The organism is Streptomyces seoulensis (genome assembly GCF_022846655.1).
In the GTDB taxonomy this organism is placed as follows: Bacteria; Actinomycetota; Actinomycetes; order Streptomycetales; family Streptomycetaceae; genus Streptomyces.
The window spans coordinates 5,199,346-5,214,371 of sequence record NZ_AP025667.1; the positions used below are offsets into that span (position 1 = coordinate 5,199,346).

Genomic DNA, 15,026 nt, shown 5'->3' on the forward strand with positions numbered 1-15,026 from the left:
GAGTCCGATGAGCCAGGCGGCACAGAACCTGAACTGGTTGATCACCAACTTCGTGGACAACACCCCAGGGGTGTCGCACACGGTGGTGGTCTCCGCCGACGGCCTTCTGCTGGCGATGTCCGAAGGCTTCCCGCGCGACCGCGCCGACCAGCTCGCGGCGGTCGCGTCCGGGCTGACCTCTCTCACGGCCGGGGCTTCCCGGATCTTCGAGGGTGGCAGCGTGGCGCAGACCGTCGTCGAGATGGAACGGGGATTCCTGTTCCTCATGTCCGTCTCGGACGGTTCTTCCCTCGCGGTCCTCGCCCACCCCGAGTGCGACATCGGCCTCGTCGGCTACGAGATGACTCTTCTCGTCGACCGCGCGGGTGCGGTACTCACCCCGGACCTGCGCGCCGAACTACAAGGCAGTCTGCTCCACTGACCCACCCCGGCACCACCCACCACACGAAACAACCGTCCGGCCGCCACAATCCCCCCACCGGCCCTGTCAGACGGCACGACTGACCAACTTGCTGTCCCGCCCGGAGGATTCATGACCCCGCCCACCGCCTCTCATGATCCGTACGCGGAACCGTACGGGGATGAGGGCGACCAGCCACTGGTACGTCCGTACGCGATGACCGGTGGCCGGACCCGGCCGCGCTATCAGCTCGCCATCGAGGCGCTGATCAGCACCACGGCCGACCCGGCAGCGCTGATGGGAATGCTCCCGGAGCACCAGCGCATCTGCCACCTCTGCCGGGAGGTCAAGTCGGTCGCGGAGGTCTCCGCGCTCCTGGCCATGCCCCTCGGCGTGGCCCGCATTCTGGTGGCCGACCTCGCCGAGGCCGGCATGGTCGCCGTTCACCAGCCGGGCGGCGACGAGAACAACGGCGGCGCTCCCGATGTGACGCTGCTCGAAAGGGTGCTCAGTGGACTTCGCAAGCTCTGACTCGGGGCGGGCCACGACCTCCGCCAAGATCGTGGTGGCGGGCGGCTTCGGCGTGGGCAAGACCACGTTCGTGGGCGCCGTCTCGGAGATCAACCCGCTGCGTACCGAGGCCGTCATGACGTCCGCGTCCGCGGGCATCGACGACCTCACCCACACCGGGGACAAGACGACGACGACCGTCGCCATGGACTTCGGCCGCATCACCCTGGACCAGGACCTGATCCTGTACCTCTTCGGTACGCCCGGTCAGGACCGCTTCTGGTTCATGTGGGACGACCTGGTGCGCGGCGCCATCGGCGCGGTGGTGCTCGTGGACACGCGCCGGCTCGCGGACTGCTTCCCGGCCGTGGACTACTTCGAGAACTCGGGTCTGCCCTTCGTCGTCGCCCTCAACGGCTTCGACGGCCAGCAGCCCTACAACCCGGACGAGGTCCGCGAGGCGCTCCAGATCGGTCCGGACGCACCGATCATCACCACGGACGCCCGGCACCGCTCGGACGCCAAGAGCGCGCTGATCACCCTGGTCGAGCACGCCCTCATGGCCCGCCTGCGGTAGGGCCCCAAGTGCGATCTGCCGTAAGGCAGTTGTCGTAGCTCACCCGGAGCCGGCTGTGGCCTTTGACACGGTCGGCTCCGGTGTTCATAACAGTTCGGCAGAGGAAATCCCGCGCTTCGCCACGCGACGCGGTCGGCCGGTACCGCTGCGCTCACAAAGTCCTTGCCATTTGTGGGGCTCGCTCGGTAATGACCCGTTTTATCTACGGCTTACAACGACACCGCCCCCGTTTGTTACTGCCCAGGTCGGCGTGCTGGAATGCCTGAACTGCCCAGGGGTCAAAGACGTACTGAGTGGTCGAAGAGGAACCGGGCTCTGAGAGACTGCGGCACGACAGGTGCCGACCCGCCGAGAGGTTGTTGGTCGAGTGAGGCGAAGCAAGAACGGTCCCGAGCCGTCGGCGCGGGGCAACTTCACCCCGCCGCCGCGCGCTGCGGCGCCCACCCCAGCGGTGGCCGGACCGGAGCCAGAGGCAGCTCCCGCGTCCAGTGGGGGACGCTTCTCACCGCGCAACTGGCGCGTGCCGACCAGGCTGAACGCGATCCTGCTCATACCTGTGCTGGTCGCCCTCGTCATGGGCGGCTTCCAGGTGAAGAACTCGATCGACACCTGGCAGGACGCCGAGGACGCGCAGAACACCGCGCGTCTGGTGCAGGCGTCCCTTTCCTATGCGGACGCGCTCTACAACGAGCGTGACCTCAGCGCCGCCCCGCTGCTCAAGGGCAAGGCGGCCACGGCGCAGGACAAGGCCACGGTCGACGCGGCCCGCAAGAACACCGACCAGGCCGCCGCCGCGTTCAGCCGCGCCGCGCAGAGCATGCCGGCCAAGCCCGGCCTGGAGCGCAGGCTCAAGCTGTTCCGCGAGACCGAGCCCTTCCTGCAGACGCTGCGTGCGGGTGCCTACGGCCCCAAGTTCACCGGCGTGCAGACCGAAGAGGGCTACATCAAGGTCGCCCACCCGCTCATGGAGTTCGCCAACGAGCTGGGCCTGGGCACCGGAAACATCACGTCCTACGGACGTACCGTCTACGCCATCTCGCTGACCAAGGCCGCGCTGTCGCTGGAGCGCTCGATCGGCATGCACATGCTGGTCAAGCCCGGCCCGGACGCGCCGAACCTGGCGACCCAGCGCGTGGCCCTCTCCACCTACGCCTACCTGGAGGGCATCGCCGTCGAGGAGTACCTCGGCGGTGGCACCCAGGCCGACGCGGACCGGCTGGAGCAGGAGAAGCGGGACATCCTGAGCCAGGGGGCCGCGCTGGCCGCCGAGGCCAAGTCGAAGGACCCCTCCTACAAGGCGCCGCCGGCCGACCCGCAGAAGATGGTCGTGGCGCTCTCCCAGCTCCGCTCCACCGACCCGCTGGAGCGTCAGCAGCTCGCGGTGCAGGGCATCACGCCCGCCAACTGGTGGGCGGTCAACACCCTCAAGTTCAAGGCCTACCGCTCCATCGAGTCGGACATGGCCGACAAGGCGGTGAGCGAGGCCTCCGGCATCGCCGACGACGCCAAGACCTCGGCGATCATCACCGGTGTGGCCGTCGTCCTGGTCCTGCTGCTGGCCTTCATCCTGGCCGGTACCGTCGCCCGCCAGATGAGCCGCGCGATGCGCCAGCTCCGCAACGCCGCCTTCGGCATCGCCGAGCAGCGCCTGCCGATGCTGGTCGACCAGCTCTCCCGTACCGACCCCGGCCGGGTCGACACCCGCGTGGCCCCGATCCCGATCCACACCAAGGACGAGATCGGCGAGGTCGCCCGCGCCTTCGACCAGGTCCACCGCGAGGCGGTACGTCTCGCCGCGGAGCAGGCACTGCTCCGGGGCAACATCAACGCGATCTTCACCAACCTGTCGCGCCGCAACCAGTCTCTGATCGAGGGCCAGTTGACCCTCATCACCGACCTGGAGAACAACGAGGCCGACCCGGACCAGCTCGAGAACCTCTTCAAGCTGGACCACCTGGCCACCCGTATGCGCCGCAACGGTGAGAACCTGCTGGTCCTCGCCGGCGAGGAGCCGGGCCGCCGCTGGGACCAGCCGGTCCCGCTGGTCGACGTGCTGCGCGCCGCCTCCTCCGAGGTGGAGCAGTACGAGCGCATCGAGCTGTCGGGCGTGCCGGAGGCCGAGATCCACGGCCGCGCGGTCACCGACCTCGTGCACCTGCTCGCCGAGCTGCTGGAGAACGCCACCACGTTCTCCTCCCCGCAGACCAAGGTCCGCGTCACCGCGACCCGTCTTCCCGACGGCCGCGTGATGGTCGAGATCCACGACAAGGGCATCGGCCTCACCGCCGAGGACTTCGCGGACATCAACCACAAGCTGGCCAACCCGCCGACCGTGGACGCCGCGATCTCCCAGCGCATGGGTCTGTTCGTGGTCGGCCGGCTGTCCGACCGGCACGGCATCCGCGTCCAGCTCCGCCCCTCGGGCGAGCAGGCCGGTACGACCTCCCTGGTCATGCTGCCCGACGCGATCACCCACGGTGGTGGCGGCGAGACGCAGCTCGACCGCGAGGAGTTCACGGTCTCGCAGATCATCCCGGAGCAGCAGTTCGCCGGCGAGCCCTTCAGCCCCCAGCCGCAGGCGCAGGCAGCACAGCCGATGCGCACGGCGGCGGAGCTGGGCTTCGACGACAGCCGCTACACCGAGGTCCCCGACGACATCCGTGGTCTGGACCCGGTCAACCGCTCCCTGGTCCGCGAGGAGCGCCGTGCGGCCCTGGAGGCCCAGACGCACGGCCCGCAGGGCGAGGGCGAGGGCGGACAGCCCGGCTACCAGGACGGCTTCGACCCGGCACGCGGCGGCTACGCGGACAACGGCACGGGCTTCCCCGAGCAGCAGCAGCCCCAGGGCGGCGCGTTCGACGGACAGCAGGCGTACCAGGAACAGCAGCAGCAGCCGGCGTACGACGAGCAGTACTTCGCGCAGGGCAACTCCGCCCCGCAGAACGACGGTTTCCCCGCGAACGGCGGCTACCCGCAGTCCGGGTACCCCGAGCAGGGCCAGAACGCTCCCGCGGCCGACGCCTTCGGCGGCTCGTACGAGGGACAGTCCTTCCAGGACGACTGGCCCCAGCAGAACGGTTACCAGAACGGCTACCCGGCCCAGTACGCTGCGGACCCGGAGCCGGCGCAGGCCCCCGACCACGGTGAGCACGGCCACGGCGGCCACGGCGGCCAGGGCGGCGGCTTCGACCGGCCGGCCCCGGCCGGTCCCGCGGCCGGCGGAGTGACCAACGCGGGTCTGCCCCGCCGCGGCGGTTCGAACGGCTCGGGCCCGGTGGGCGGTTCCACCGGTCTGAACATGAACGGTTCGAGCGGACTGGGTTCGAGCGGCCTCGCGCCGAACGGGCTGAACGGTTCGGGCGGACTGAACGGTTCGGGCGGGCTGAACGGCTCCGGTGGCACCAACGGCACGCCGCAGGGCCGCCAGGAGGCTTCGGCCCCGGCGACCACGGGCGGCGGGAACGACGACTGGCGCTCGGCGAACGACGAGCGCTGGCAGCAGGCTTCGCAGCTTCGCAAGCCCAAGGCGGGCGGGGTAACTTCCTCCGGCCTGCCGCGGCGGGTACCCAAGGCCAACCTGGTCGAGGGCACCGCCGAGAGCACCCCTCAGGGGGGCCCACAGGTCTCCCGCGCCCCGGAGGATGTCCGGGGCAGGCTGAGCAACCTGCGTCGAGGCGTCCAGCGAGGACGCAGCGCAGGCAGTGAAACGAACGGCCAGGCCACCAACAATCAGCACGGTGGTCCTGACAGCACCTACGACCAGGAGCGTTAGTGTGAGCCCGATGAGCCAGGCGGCACAGAACCTTAACTGGTTGATCACCAACTTCGTGGACAACACTCCGGGTGTGTCCCACACCGTGGTGGTCTCCGCCGACGGACTCCTTCTGGCGATGTCCGAAGGCTTCCCGCGCGACCGCGCCGACCAGCTCGCGGCCGTCGCATCCGGTCTGACGTCTCTGACGGCAGGCGCCTCCCGCATCTTCGAGGGGGGCAGCGTGAACCAGACGGTTGTGGAGATGGAGCGGGGATTCCTCTTCATCATGTCCGTATCCGACGGTTCGTCGCTGGCCGTTCTGGCCCACCCGGAGGCGGACATCGGCCTCATCGGGTACGAGATGGCCCTTCTGGTGGACCGCGCGGGCACGGTCCTGACCCCGGATCTCCGGGCGGAACTCCAGGGCAGCCTTCTCAACTAACAAGCGGACGGTGCGCGTTCGCGTCCCGGGGCCGTAAGGTTTCGGGACGCGGCTCCACAGCGATGGGTGCCCGGCACAGTCGGAGGAGGAGAAAGTGGCAACACCCCCAGGCGGTCCGTCTTCGGGCAACTGGTCGTACGGTCCCGCACAGGGACAGGACGGCGGCTCGGCGAACGGGTACGACTTTCCCTCCGTCCCGGACCACCGGCAGCCGTACGCGCCGCAGGGCCCCGGCCCGACGCCGTACGACCAGCCCTCGGCCCCGCGCATCCAGCCGGTACAGCCGCCGCGTCGCCCCGAGCCCTCGGCGGCCCCGTCCGGCACCAGCAACCCCTTGGTGCGTCCGTACGCCATGACCGGCGGCCGGACCCGCCCCCGCTACCAGCTCGCCATCGAGGCGCTGGTGCACACCACCGCAGCACCGCACCAGATGCAGGGTCAGTTGCCCGAGCATCAGCGGATCTGCAACCTGTGCCGGGAGATCAAGTCGGTGGCCGAGATCTCGGCACTGCTGACGATCCCCCTCGGCGTGGCCAGGATTCTCGTCGCCGACTTGGCGGAGGCGGGCCTGGTCGCCATCCATCAGCCCGGCGGCGACGAGAACGCCGGCGGCCAGCCAGACGTGACACTGCTCGAAAGGGTGCTCAGTGGACTTCGCAAGCTCTAGCGGCGGTCCTTCCCGCTCCACCACCTCCGCGAAGATCGTGGTGGCGGGCGGCTTCGGCGTGGGCAAGACCACGTTCGTGGGGGCCGTCTCGGAGATCAACCCGCTGCGTACCGAGGCCGTCATGACGTCCGCGTCGGCGGGCATCGACGACCTCACCCACACCGGGGACAAGACCACCACCACGGTGGCGATGGACTTCGGTCGTATCACCCTGGACCAGGACCTGATCCTGTACCTCTTCGGTACGCCCGGTCAGGACCGCTTCTGGTTCATGTGGGACGACCTGGTGCGCGGCGCCATCGGCGCCATCGTGCTGGTCGACACCCGGCGGCTGGCCGACTGCTTCCCCGCGGTCGACTACTTCGAGAACTCGGGCCTGCCGTTCGTCATCGCCCTCAACGGCTTCGACGGCAACCAGCCCTACAACCCCGACGAGGTCCGCGAGGCCCTCCAGATCGGCCCCGACGCCCCCATCATCACCACCGACGCCCGCCACCGCGCGGACGCCAAGAGCGCGCTGATCACCCTGGTCGAGCACGCCCTGATGGCCCGGCTGCGGTAGCCGCTCCACGTCGAGGGGCCCCTTTCCACACCGGAAGGGGCCCCTTTGTCGTACCCCGCTGCCACACTGGATCTCCAGTCGGTGCGAAGGGGGACGTGATGGTGGGCGAGGCGGCGGCGCTGCGGCTGGGTTCGACCGTGGCGAAGGCGGCCGCCCAGATGTGGCTCGGGGGCAAGCGCCGCGAGCAGGAACGCACGCTGGACATGGCGGAGCTGATCCGGCTGCGCGTGTCCGGGCTGCGCTTCCAGCGGGGTGTGGAGCGGCAGTTCGAGGAGATGGCCGACGCGGTCTACGACCGGCTCGCTCCGTTCCTGGAACGGGAGTTCCCCGGCCTGGCGGAGAACAGCCGCCAGGCTGTGATCGACGCGGTGTGCGGCACCTTCGCCGCGGCGGACCTCTCCGACGAGGCGATCCTGGCCGCCGACGCGAGGCCCGCCGAGATCGTGCGTCGGCTGACGGGTGCGGCACGTCCGCCGGTCGGCCTCGGCGAGGCGGAGACTCGGCTGTACGAGGTGCTGTTCGCGGAGTGCGTCGAGTACTACGTGCGCATCGTGCGGGGGCTGCCCGTCTTCGAAGAGCGGACTCTGAGTGAACTGCTCGCGCGCACGACATCGTTGGGCGCGGAGATAGCCCGGGTGCTGAAACGGCTACCCGACCGTTCGCTGTTCGCCCCCGAGGGCACGGACCGGGACGGCGAGTTCCGGCGCCGGTATCTGGAGCTGGTCAGCACCACCCTGGACGAGGTGGAGCTGTTCCGGCGCACCTCCGACCGGGCAGGGGCGCAGGTGCGGCTCTCGGTGGCGTACGTCAGCCTGCGGGCGACGGGGGACGAGATACGGGCCCGGCGCGAGGGGGCGAGGCGTGCGCTTCCGCTGCTCCGGCCGGACATGAGCGACTGGGAGAACTCCGGGGGCGAGGGCGCGGGGATGCGGGTGGAGGCCGCGCTCGGGGGGCCTGGTCGGGTGCTGCTCCGGGGTGAGGCGGGGTCCGGGAAGACCACGCTGCTGCAGTGGCTGGCGGTCACGGCGGCGCGGGGCGCGTTCACCGGGGAGCTGGCCGGCTGGAACGGTCTGACGCCGGTCTTCGTGAAGCTGCGGGAGTACAGCGGGCGGGCGCTGCCGACGCCGGAGGCGATGCTCGACTCGGTGGCCGGGCAGATCACCGGAGTGATGCCGAAGGCGTGGGTGGAGCGCCAGTTGACCGACGGGCGGGCGCTGCTGCTGATCGACGGGGTGGACGAACTCCTCGACGCCGAGCGGCGGGGGGTGCGGGAGTGGCTGCGCAAGCTGCTGGCCGCGTATCCCGAGGTGCGGATCGTGGTGACCTCCCGTCCGGCGGCGGCCGGCGCGGACTGGCTGCGCCGGGAGAAGTTCACCGCGCTGCACCTGGACCGGATGACCCCGCCCGACCTGGCGGCGTTCGTCCGGCAGTGGCATCAGGCGGTGCGCGAGCTGGGCGAGGAGCTGCCGTGCCCGGTGGACGAACTTCCGCGCTACGAGCAGTCGTTGCTGAACAGCCTCAAGGACCGGCCGCACCTCCAGTCCCTGGCGGGTACGCCGTTGCTGGCGGCCATGCTGTGCGCGATGCATCTCAACCGGGGCAGTCAGCTGCCGCGCGACCGCATGGAGCTGTACCGCAACGCCCTCCACACGCTGGTCCACGAGCGGGACGCGGACCGGAACGTACCGAGCGCGGTGGACAGCGGGCTGAGCCTGGGCGACAAGGTGGTCCTGCTGCGGGACCTCGCCTGGCGCCTGTCGGACAACAACCGCAGCGAGATCTCCCTGGACCAGGCCGCGGTCCACGTCGGCCGCAAGCTGGCGGGGATGCGGCACCTGGACGAGGAGGACGGCAGAGCGGTCCTGGAAAGCCTTCGCGACCGCTCCGGCATCCTCCGCTCCCCCACCCTCGGCCGCCTCGACTTCGTCCACCGCACCTTCCAGGAGTACCTGGCGGCGGAGGAGGCGGCCGAAGAGGACCGCATCGGCAACCTGGTCGAGCGAGCGCACCTGGACCTGTGGCGCGAGACGATCATCATGGCAGCGGGCCATGCGAACCGACCTCAGCGGGAGGAGTTGTTGACCGGAATCCTTGACCGGTCTGCTGCGGAGTCTCGCTGGACTCGCAAGCTGCGCCTGCTGGCAGCTTCGTGCCAGGAAACGGTGCCGGAACTATCCGTGAGGTTGGCGGAACGGGTCGACGCGGCGGTGGAGGGGTTGCTGCCACCGCGACGCAAGAGTGATCCGGCACGGCTGGCCGTGGTGGGGACCAGCCTGCTGCGCAAGATGCCGAAGTCACTCATTGAGCTGACGGAGAAGGCAGCGGCACAGACGGTGCGAACCGTCGTGCTGATCGGTGGGCCCGAGGCGCTTGGACTGCTATCGGGCTATGTGGGCGATGAGCGCAGCGACGTGACACGACAACTGATTGAGGGCTGGAACTACTTCGATCCGGACGCTTATGCCGACGCAGTTCTGTCCGGGGTTGATCTGAGGGGTCACCTTGTCGCCATCAAGCATTCCGGCCAGTTGCGGCCCCTGGGGCGACTTTCGCCCAATCGGATCGACATCCGATTCCCCGTCACCGATCTAGCTTCGCTGCGGGTGCCGTCATCTCTCGATGATCTGGTCCTGTGGTCGCTTACCGGCGAAGTAGACCTGTCGCTACTACCGGATGTGCCCAGCCTCGACGCGCTGGCTCTGGACGGCGACGCGGCATTCACTCATCTGGAAGCACTGGGCCGCTTCCCGCGACTGACAAGTCTTGCCATATGCGTCCGGAACACCCGGGATCTCAGCAGCTTGCGCCTCAGCGAGAAGACCATCAACCTCTCATTGTGGGACGTCCACCGAGGCACGGACCTCGCGCAGTGTCGTAACGCGCTCTGTGGCCTGAACAATTTGAACTTGTGGGCCCATGAGTTCTCGGCGGTGGATCTCACCGCGCTGCCCGCAGTACCGATGCTCACCCTGCATCACTTCGATGTCGCTGGGTGGCTGGAGACACCAGGTTTCACGCCTCCCTCCGTGCAGCAACTGAAGCTCCTCGGCTGCAACCTTCCCGATGATCGAGGCGCCCTGGACTTTCCCGGTGTCGAGGTGATCATCATCTGAAGCGGGCACGCCGAAGGGCCCTTCCAGAATGAAAGGACCCTTCGAAGCGAAACTCAGTGCCAGCTATGCGGCGCCCGGAAGCCGCCCTCGCGCTCCAGGCGGCGCCAGCCCGCGCGGGGGCGGGGGCGGTGGGACGGGGTCGCTTCGGGGCGGGCGGCGGCGCGGGCGAGGAGGACCGCGGTGATGGCGGCGACCTCTTCGGGGTCGGCGTGGCCCTTCTCGACGCGGATGTCGGCACTGGTCATGGCGATGGTCTCCGAGGTCTCGGTCACTGCGGGGGATTGCCGTGCTTGCGGGAGGGCAGGTCGGCGTGCTTGGACTGCAGCATCGACAGGGACCTGATCAGCACCTCGCGGGTCTCGGCGGGGTCGATCACGTCGTCGACCAGGCCGCGCTCCGCCGCGTAGTACGGGTGCATCAGCTCAGCCTTGTACTCCTTGACCATCTTCTGCCGCATCGCCTCGGGGTCCTCGGCGTCGGCGATCTGGCGGCGGAAGATGACGTTGGCCGCGCCCTCGGCGCCCATCACGGCGATCTCGTTGGTGGGCCAGGCGTAGGTGAGGTCGGCGCCGATGGACTGGCTGTCCATCACGATGTAGGCGCCGCCGTACGCCTTGCGCAGGATGAGCGAGATCCTCGGCACGGTCGCGTTGCAGTAGGCGTACAGCAGCTTCGCGCCGTGGCGGATGATTCCGCCGTGCTCCTGGTCGACGCCGGGCAGGAAGCCCGGCACGTCCAGCAGGGTGATGATCGGGATGTTGAAGGCGTCGCACATCTGCACGAAGCGCGCGGCCTTCTCGCTGGCCTCGATGTCCAGGACGCCCGCGAGGACCTGCGGCTGGTTGGCGATGATGCCGACCACCTGGCCGTCGAGGCGGCCCAGGGCGCAGATGATGTTGCGGGCCCAGCGCTCGTGGACCTCGAGGTAGTCGCCGTCGTCGACGAGCTCCTCGATGACCTTGGTCATGTCGTAGGGCCGGTTGCCGTCGGCCGGGACCAGGTCGAGCAGGACGTCGCCGCGGCGGTCGGCGGGGTCGGAGGACTCCACGCGCGGGGGGTTCTCGCGGTTGTTCTGCGGCAGCAGCGAGAGGAGGTAGCGCACCTCCGCGATGCAGGTCTCCTCGTCGTCGTAGGCGAAGTGGGAGACACCGGAGGTCTCGGCGTGCACGTCCGCGCCGCCCAGGCCGTTCTGGGTGATCTCCTCGCCGGTGACCGCCTTGACGACGTCGGGGCCGGTGATGAACATCTGCGAGGTCTCGCGGACCATGAAGACGAAGTCGGTGAGGGCGGGGCTGTAGGCCGCGCCGCCCGCGCACGGGCCGAGCATCACGGAGATCTGCGGGATGACACCGGACGCCCTGGTGTTGCGCTGGAAGATGCCGCCGTAGCCGGCGAGCGCGGAGACGCCCTCCTGGATACGGGCGCCGGCGCCGTCGTTGAGCGAGACCAGCGGGGCACCGGCCGCGATGGCCATGTCCATGATCTTGTGGATCTTGGTGGCGTGGGCCTCGCCCAGCGCGCCGCCGAAGATGCGGAAGTCGTGGGCGTAGACGAAGACCGTGCGGCCCTCCACCGTGCCCCAGCCGGTGATGACACCGTCGGAGTAGGGCTTCTTCGCCTCCAGGCCGAAGCCGGTCGCGCGGTGGCGGCGCAACTGCTCGACCTCCTGGAAGGAGTCGGGGTCGAGGAGCAGCTCGATGCGCTCCCGGGCGGTCAGCTTGCCCTTGGCGTGCTGCGCCTCGGTCGCCTTCTCGCTGGGGCCCGCCAGGGCCTGCGCACGGATCTCGTGCAGCTCGGCGACCCGCCCGCGCGCGTCCGTCGGCTCACCCGTCGTCTCTTCCAAAACGGTCATGTAGTGACCATACGAAGGACCTCGAGGAAACCGGGCCGTCGACTCCGTACAGTCTCCGGAGCGTTTTCCTGGTACCACCGAACAGAACCGGGGCGGGATGCAGGCGTTCCGACTGCTCAGAGGGCGCCGTCTTTGTAGGGCTGCCACAAAGTGAGGGGTGTCACTGCCCCCCGGATTCCTGGGTGGGACATGCCATCCCCGGAGTGAAACGGGGGCACCCGGACGGCGGAAGGGGCCGTCGCGGCAACCCTACCTTCCGCCGTCCGGAGCGGGTCGGCTCAGCAGCCGCCGCAGTTGTAGTACAGGACGTCCCAGTGGTTGCCCTCGTCGGCGTAGATGTTGCCCGACCCGGACTGGTACTGCGGCGCGCCGTCCCCGCGCAGCCCGATGTAGGTGAAGTTGTTCTTGATGTACGAGGTCATGCAGGAGACCTTGCCGAAGTCCAGCTTGTAGCCGTTGTAGTGCGAGTAGGTGCCGGAGGCGTGGCCGACCTCGGTGCCGCCGGTGATGTTGAGCGCGCAGCCGCTGGCCCGCTTCAGGGTCTGGGCACCCTGGGCGGTCGGCAGGTTGAGCTGGTCGAACGACGTACAGGTGGAGTTCTGGCGGTTGGAGCAGCCGCCGGAGGACGACCAGGTCAGGCCGACGTCCCGGAACATCTGGGTGGCGGTGGCGTGGCTGATCTTGGTGACGGCGAAGGCGTCGGAGGCGGTGCCGACCACGGCGACGCCCGGGGCGACGACGAGGGCGAGCGCGGTCAGGACGGAGCGGACCTTCATGAATGACCCTTCCTGCGGTTGGCCGTGCTTGCTGCGGGGCGGCTGTGCAGGTGGTGCAGACAGATGGTGCCCGAGTTCTACGCGCGTCCGCCAGAGGGCGTACACGGTAACCGTGGGTCAGGATGGAAACACGTTCCGGATGATGTTGAAAATCGAACTGAATGGGTCTACGGTCGTAGACGTCGGGTTCGTTGAACGTTAAACAGACTCTCCCCAAGGAGCACACCATGGGCATCTTCGGCCGCAAGGACAGCACCCCCGAGACCAGCGCCGCGACCGCCGGAGCGGGCACCGGCCTCGCCGCGCTCACCGGCGACTACACCATCGACCCCGCGCACACCTCGATCGGCTTCACCGCGCGTCACGCCATGGTCACCAACGTCAAGGGCGGCTTCACGGAGTTCACCGGCTCGCTGCACCTGGACGGCGACGACGCCGCCAAGTCCACCGCGACGCTCGACGTGGTGATGGACAGCATCGACACCGGCAACGCCGACCGCGACGGTCACCTGAAGTCCGCCGACTTCTTCAAGACCGACGAGTTCCCGACGATGACCTTCCGCTCCACCAAGGCGGAGTCCCTCGGCGGCGACGACTACCGCATCACCGGTGACCTCTCCATCCTGGGCGTCACCCGGTCGATCACCATCGACCTGGAGTTCAACGGCGCGGCGACCGACCCCTTCGGCAACGAGCGCGTCGGCTTCGAGGGCAAGGCGGAGCTGCTGCGCTCCGAATGGGGCCTGACCTGGAACGCGGCCCTGGAGACGGGCGGCGTGCTGATCTCCGACAAGATCAAGCTCAGCTTCGACGTGTCGGCCATCAAGAACGCGTGAGCCCACGGCGGTCCGGCCGCACCACGCGTGAGCGCCCCGCTCCTCCTTCGAGGAACGGGGCGCTTTCGCGTGTCCGGGGGCCGGGGGCCGGAGCGTCAGAAGCCGCCGCCGCCGAAGTCCCCGCCTCCGCCGAAATCGCCTCCCCCGCCGAAGTCCCCTCCGCCGCCGAAGCCGTCGCTGAACCCGCCGGGGTCGAAGTCGGTGCCGGACATGTCGCCGCCCTCGAAGCCGCCGAAGTCGCCGTACCCGCCGCCGTAGTCGGCCGCGTAGGACGGGGTGGCCATCATGCCGCCGAGCAGGGTGCCGACGAGCAGGCCGGGCAGCAGGCCGCCGCCGAAGTAGCCGCCCGCCCAGGGGCCGTAGGCGGGACCGGCGTCCCAGTAGGGGCGGCGGCCGTACTCGGTCTCCACCTCGCGCGTGGCCGGTTCGCGGCCGTCGGCGAGCCGGGCGGCGTCGGCCGCGCAGACCGGCACCTCGCGGGTGCTGCCGCCGGACGGGGTCCAGGCGGCGTCGGTGACGGAGGGGCCGTGCCGGGGGTCGAAGAAGCAGGGCGGACGGCGCTCGGGCAGCGGGCGCTTCTCCCGGCGGGCGCCCAGCACGGCGAGGGAGAAGCGGCCGTCCTCCAGCGCCTCGGTGACCCCGCGCACGTCCTCCGGTCTGCGGGCCTCGCCCATGCGGCGCTTGGCGTCGTCGTAGGCGTTCAGCGCGTTCTCGTAGTCGGTGCGCATGGCGTCGTCCGCGCCGGGTTCGCCCGGATGGAAGTCGAGGCGGTCGAGTTCCTCGCCGAAGGCGGTGATGTCCTCGTCCACGACCACCCGCAGCCGCTCCAGGGAAGCCTGCTGCTCCTCCTCGCGGCGGCGGCGGTTGCGGCGGCTGAGGGTGTAGACACCGGCGCCGCCCGCCACCACGACCGCCCCGGCGACGATCAACGCCGTGGTGGAGACCCCGCCGCCGTTGTCGGAGGTGCCCCAGGAGGAGGGAGCGCGGCCGCGCACGGTGTCGAGCGCGCGGTCGGTGAAGTCGGTGAGCTGGGCCTTGGCGCCCTCGCCCCGGACGCTGGCCACGAGGTTCTCGCGGGCGGTGGAGGAGATGACCGAGGGGTCGGAGCCGGCGGCGAAGCGGTCGCCGAGGCGTATGCCGTACAGGCCGGTGATGCCGGTGGCGGCGCGGACGTCCTTGAGGACCGTCCCGCTCGGGTAGCCGGCGGGGAGGACCACGAGGAACACCGGTTTCCCGGCGTCCTTGATCTTCTTGGCGAGCGCGTCGGCATCGGCGCGTGAAAGCTGGCCGGAGGCCGCCGGGTCGACGTAGACCGGGCTCTTGCGCAGGGCCTGGCCGATGGTGGAGGTGCTGGTGTCGGCGCTGCCATAGGCCGAGGACGCGGGTGCGAGCGCGAACAGCGGCACCAGGACCATCGCCAGCGCGGCCAGCAGGAGAGCGGGGAGGCTTCGGGCGCGGGTCGAGAGCACGGCCTTCATGCTTCGACGCTACCTGAAGCCTCCCCCATTCGGTCAGATGTGCGGTTCCGTTCTGCTGG

Annotated in this window: 13 protein-coding genes; 9 read left to right on the forward strand and 4 right to left on the reverse strand. The window is 69.6% G+C overall.

All coding sequences use genetic code 11. The features are described 5' to 3' along the window. The first annotated feature begins 7 nt into the window (after positions 1 to 7). The 8 genes from HEK131_RS23885 to HEK131_RS23920 all read left to right on the forward strand — a co-directional run bounded on the left by HEK131_RS23885 (position 8) and on the right by HEK131_RS23920 (position 10,025). Entirely contained in the window at positions 8 to 421 is a 414-nt protein-coding gene (locus tag HEK131_RS23885; protein WP_020128762.1) for a roadblock/LC7 domain-containing protein, read from the forward strand. 111 nt (positions 422 to 532) lie between these two features. Continuing rightward, complete coding sequence (locus HEK131_RS23890) at positions 533 to 931, forward strand: DUF742 domain-containing protein (protein WP_161148836.1); 399 nt, start codon at positions 533 to 535, stop codon at positions 929 to 931. Then, entirely contained in the window at positions 912 to 1,487 is a 576-nt protein-coding gene (locus HEK131_RS23895; RefSeq protein ID WP_030808427.1) for a GTP-binding protein, read from the forward strand. Before HEK131_RS23890 ends, HEK131_RS23895 begins: the two co-directional genes overlap by 20 nt. Before the next feature lie 367 nt (positions 1,488 to 1,854). Next, entirely contained in the window at positions 1,855 to 5,259 is a 3,405-nt protein-coding gene (locus HEK131_RS23900; RefSeq protein ID WP_244336968.1) for a nitrate- and nitrite sensing domain-containing protein, read from the forward strand. A 10-nt stretch (positions 5,260 to 5,269) separates the two neighbouring features. Then, positions 5,270 to 5,683, forward strand: a complete 414-nt coding sequence (locus HEK131_RS23905) for a roadblock/LC7 domain-containing protein (RefSeq protein WP_005479603.1) — start codon at positions 5,270 to 5,272, stop codon at positions 5,681 to 5,683. A 94-nt stretch (positions 5,684 to 5,777) separates the two neighbouring features. Beyond that, complete coding sequence (locus HEK131_RS23910; protein WP_217461691.1) at positions 5,778 to 6,350, forward strand: DUF742 domain-containing protein; 573 nt, start codon at positions 5,778 to 5,780, stop codon at positions 6,348 to 6,350. After that, a complete protein-coding gene (locus HEK131_RS23915) occupies positions 6,331 to 6,912 on the forward strand; it encodes a GTP-binding protein (protein ID WP_030793786.1) in 582 nt (193 codons plus the stop codon). The genes HEK131_RS23910 and HEK131_RS23915 overlap by 20 nt, the downstream gene beginning before the upstream one ends. A gap of 98 nt (positions 6,913 to 7,010) precedes the next feature. Further along, the gene (locus HEK131_RS23920; protein WP_244336969.1) at positions 7,011 to 10,025 is read left to right on the forward strand and encodes an NACHT domain-containing protein; all 3,015 of its coding nucleotides are present in this window, start codon (positions 7,011 to 7,013) and stop codon (positions 10,023 to 10,025) included. A gap of 53 nt (positions 10,026 to 10,078) precedes the next feature. Here HEK131_RS23920 and HEK131_RS23925 read toward each other — a convergent pair whose 3' ends face one another. The 3 genes from HEK131_RS23925 to HEK131_RS23935 all read right to left on the reverse strand — a co-directional run bounded on the left by HEK131_RS23925 (position 10,079) and on the right by HEK131_RS23935 (position 12,653). Beyond that, complete coding sequence (locus tag HEK131_RS23925) at positions 10,079 to 10,270, reverse strand: acyl-CoA carboxylase subunit epsilon (protein WP_244452131.1); 192 nt, start codon at positions 10,268 to 10,270, stop codon at positions 10,079 to 10,081. 23 nt (positions 10,271 to 10,293) lie between these two features. After that, on the reverse strand, positions 10,294 to 11,877 hold the full coding sequence (locus tag HEK131_RS23930) for an acyl-CoA carboxylase subunit beta (RefSeq protein WP_217461694.1): 1,584 nt from the start codon (positions 11,875 to 11,877) through the stop codon (positions 10,294 to 10,296). A 278-nt stretch (positions 11,878 to 12,155) separates the two neighbouring features. Beyond that, positions 12,156 to 12,653 (reverse strand): hypothetical protein, encoded by a 498-nt coding sequence (locus HEK131_RS23935; RefSeq protein WP_217461695.1) that lies wholly within the window; start codon positions 12,651 to 12,653, stop codon positions 12,156 to 12,158. Between the two features lie 227 nt (positions 12,654 to 12,880). Here HEK131_RS23935 and HEK131_RS23940 point away from each other — a divergent pair, with 227 nt between their 5' ends. Then, positions 12,881 to 13,489 carry a YceI family protein gene (locus HEK131_RS23940; RefSeq protein ID WP_244336970.1) on the forward strand — a complete coding sequence of 203 codons (609 nt, stop codon included), beginning with the start codon at positions 12,881 to 12,883 and terminating at the stop codon, positions 13,487 to 13,489. 95 nt (positions 13,490 to 13,584) lie between these two features. Here HEK131_RS23940 and HEK131_RS23945 read toward each other — a convergent pair whose 3' ends face one another. Further along, positions 13,585 to 14,967 (reverse strand): hypothetical protein, encoded by a 1,383-nt coding sequence (locus HEK131_RS23945; protein ID WP_244336971.1) that lies wholly within the window; start codon positions 14,965 to 14,967, stop codon positions 13,585 to 13,587. Between the last annotated feature and the right edge of the window lie 59 nt (positions 14,968 to 15,026).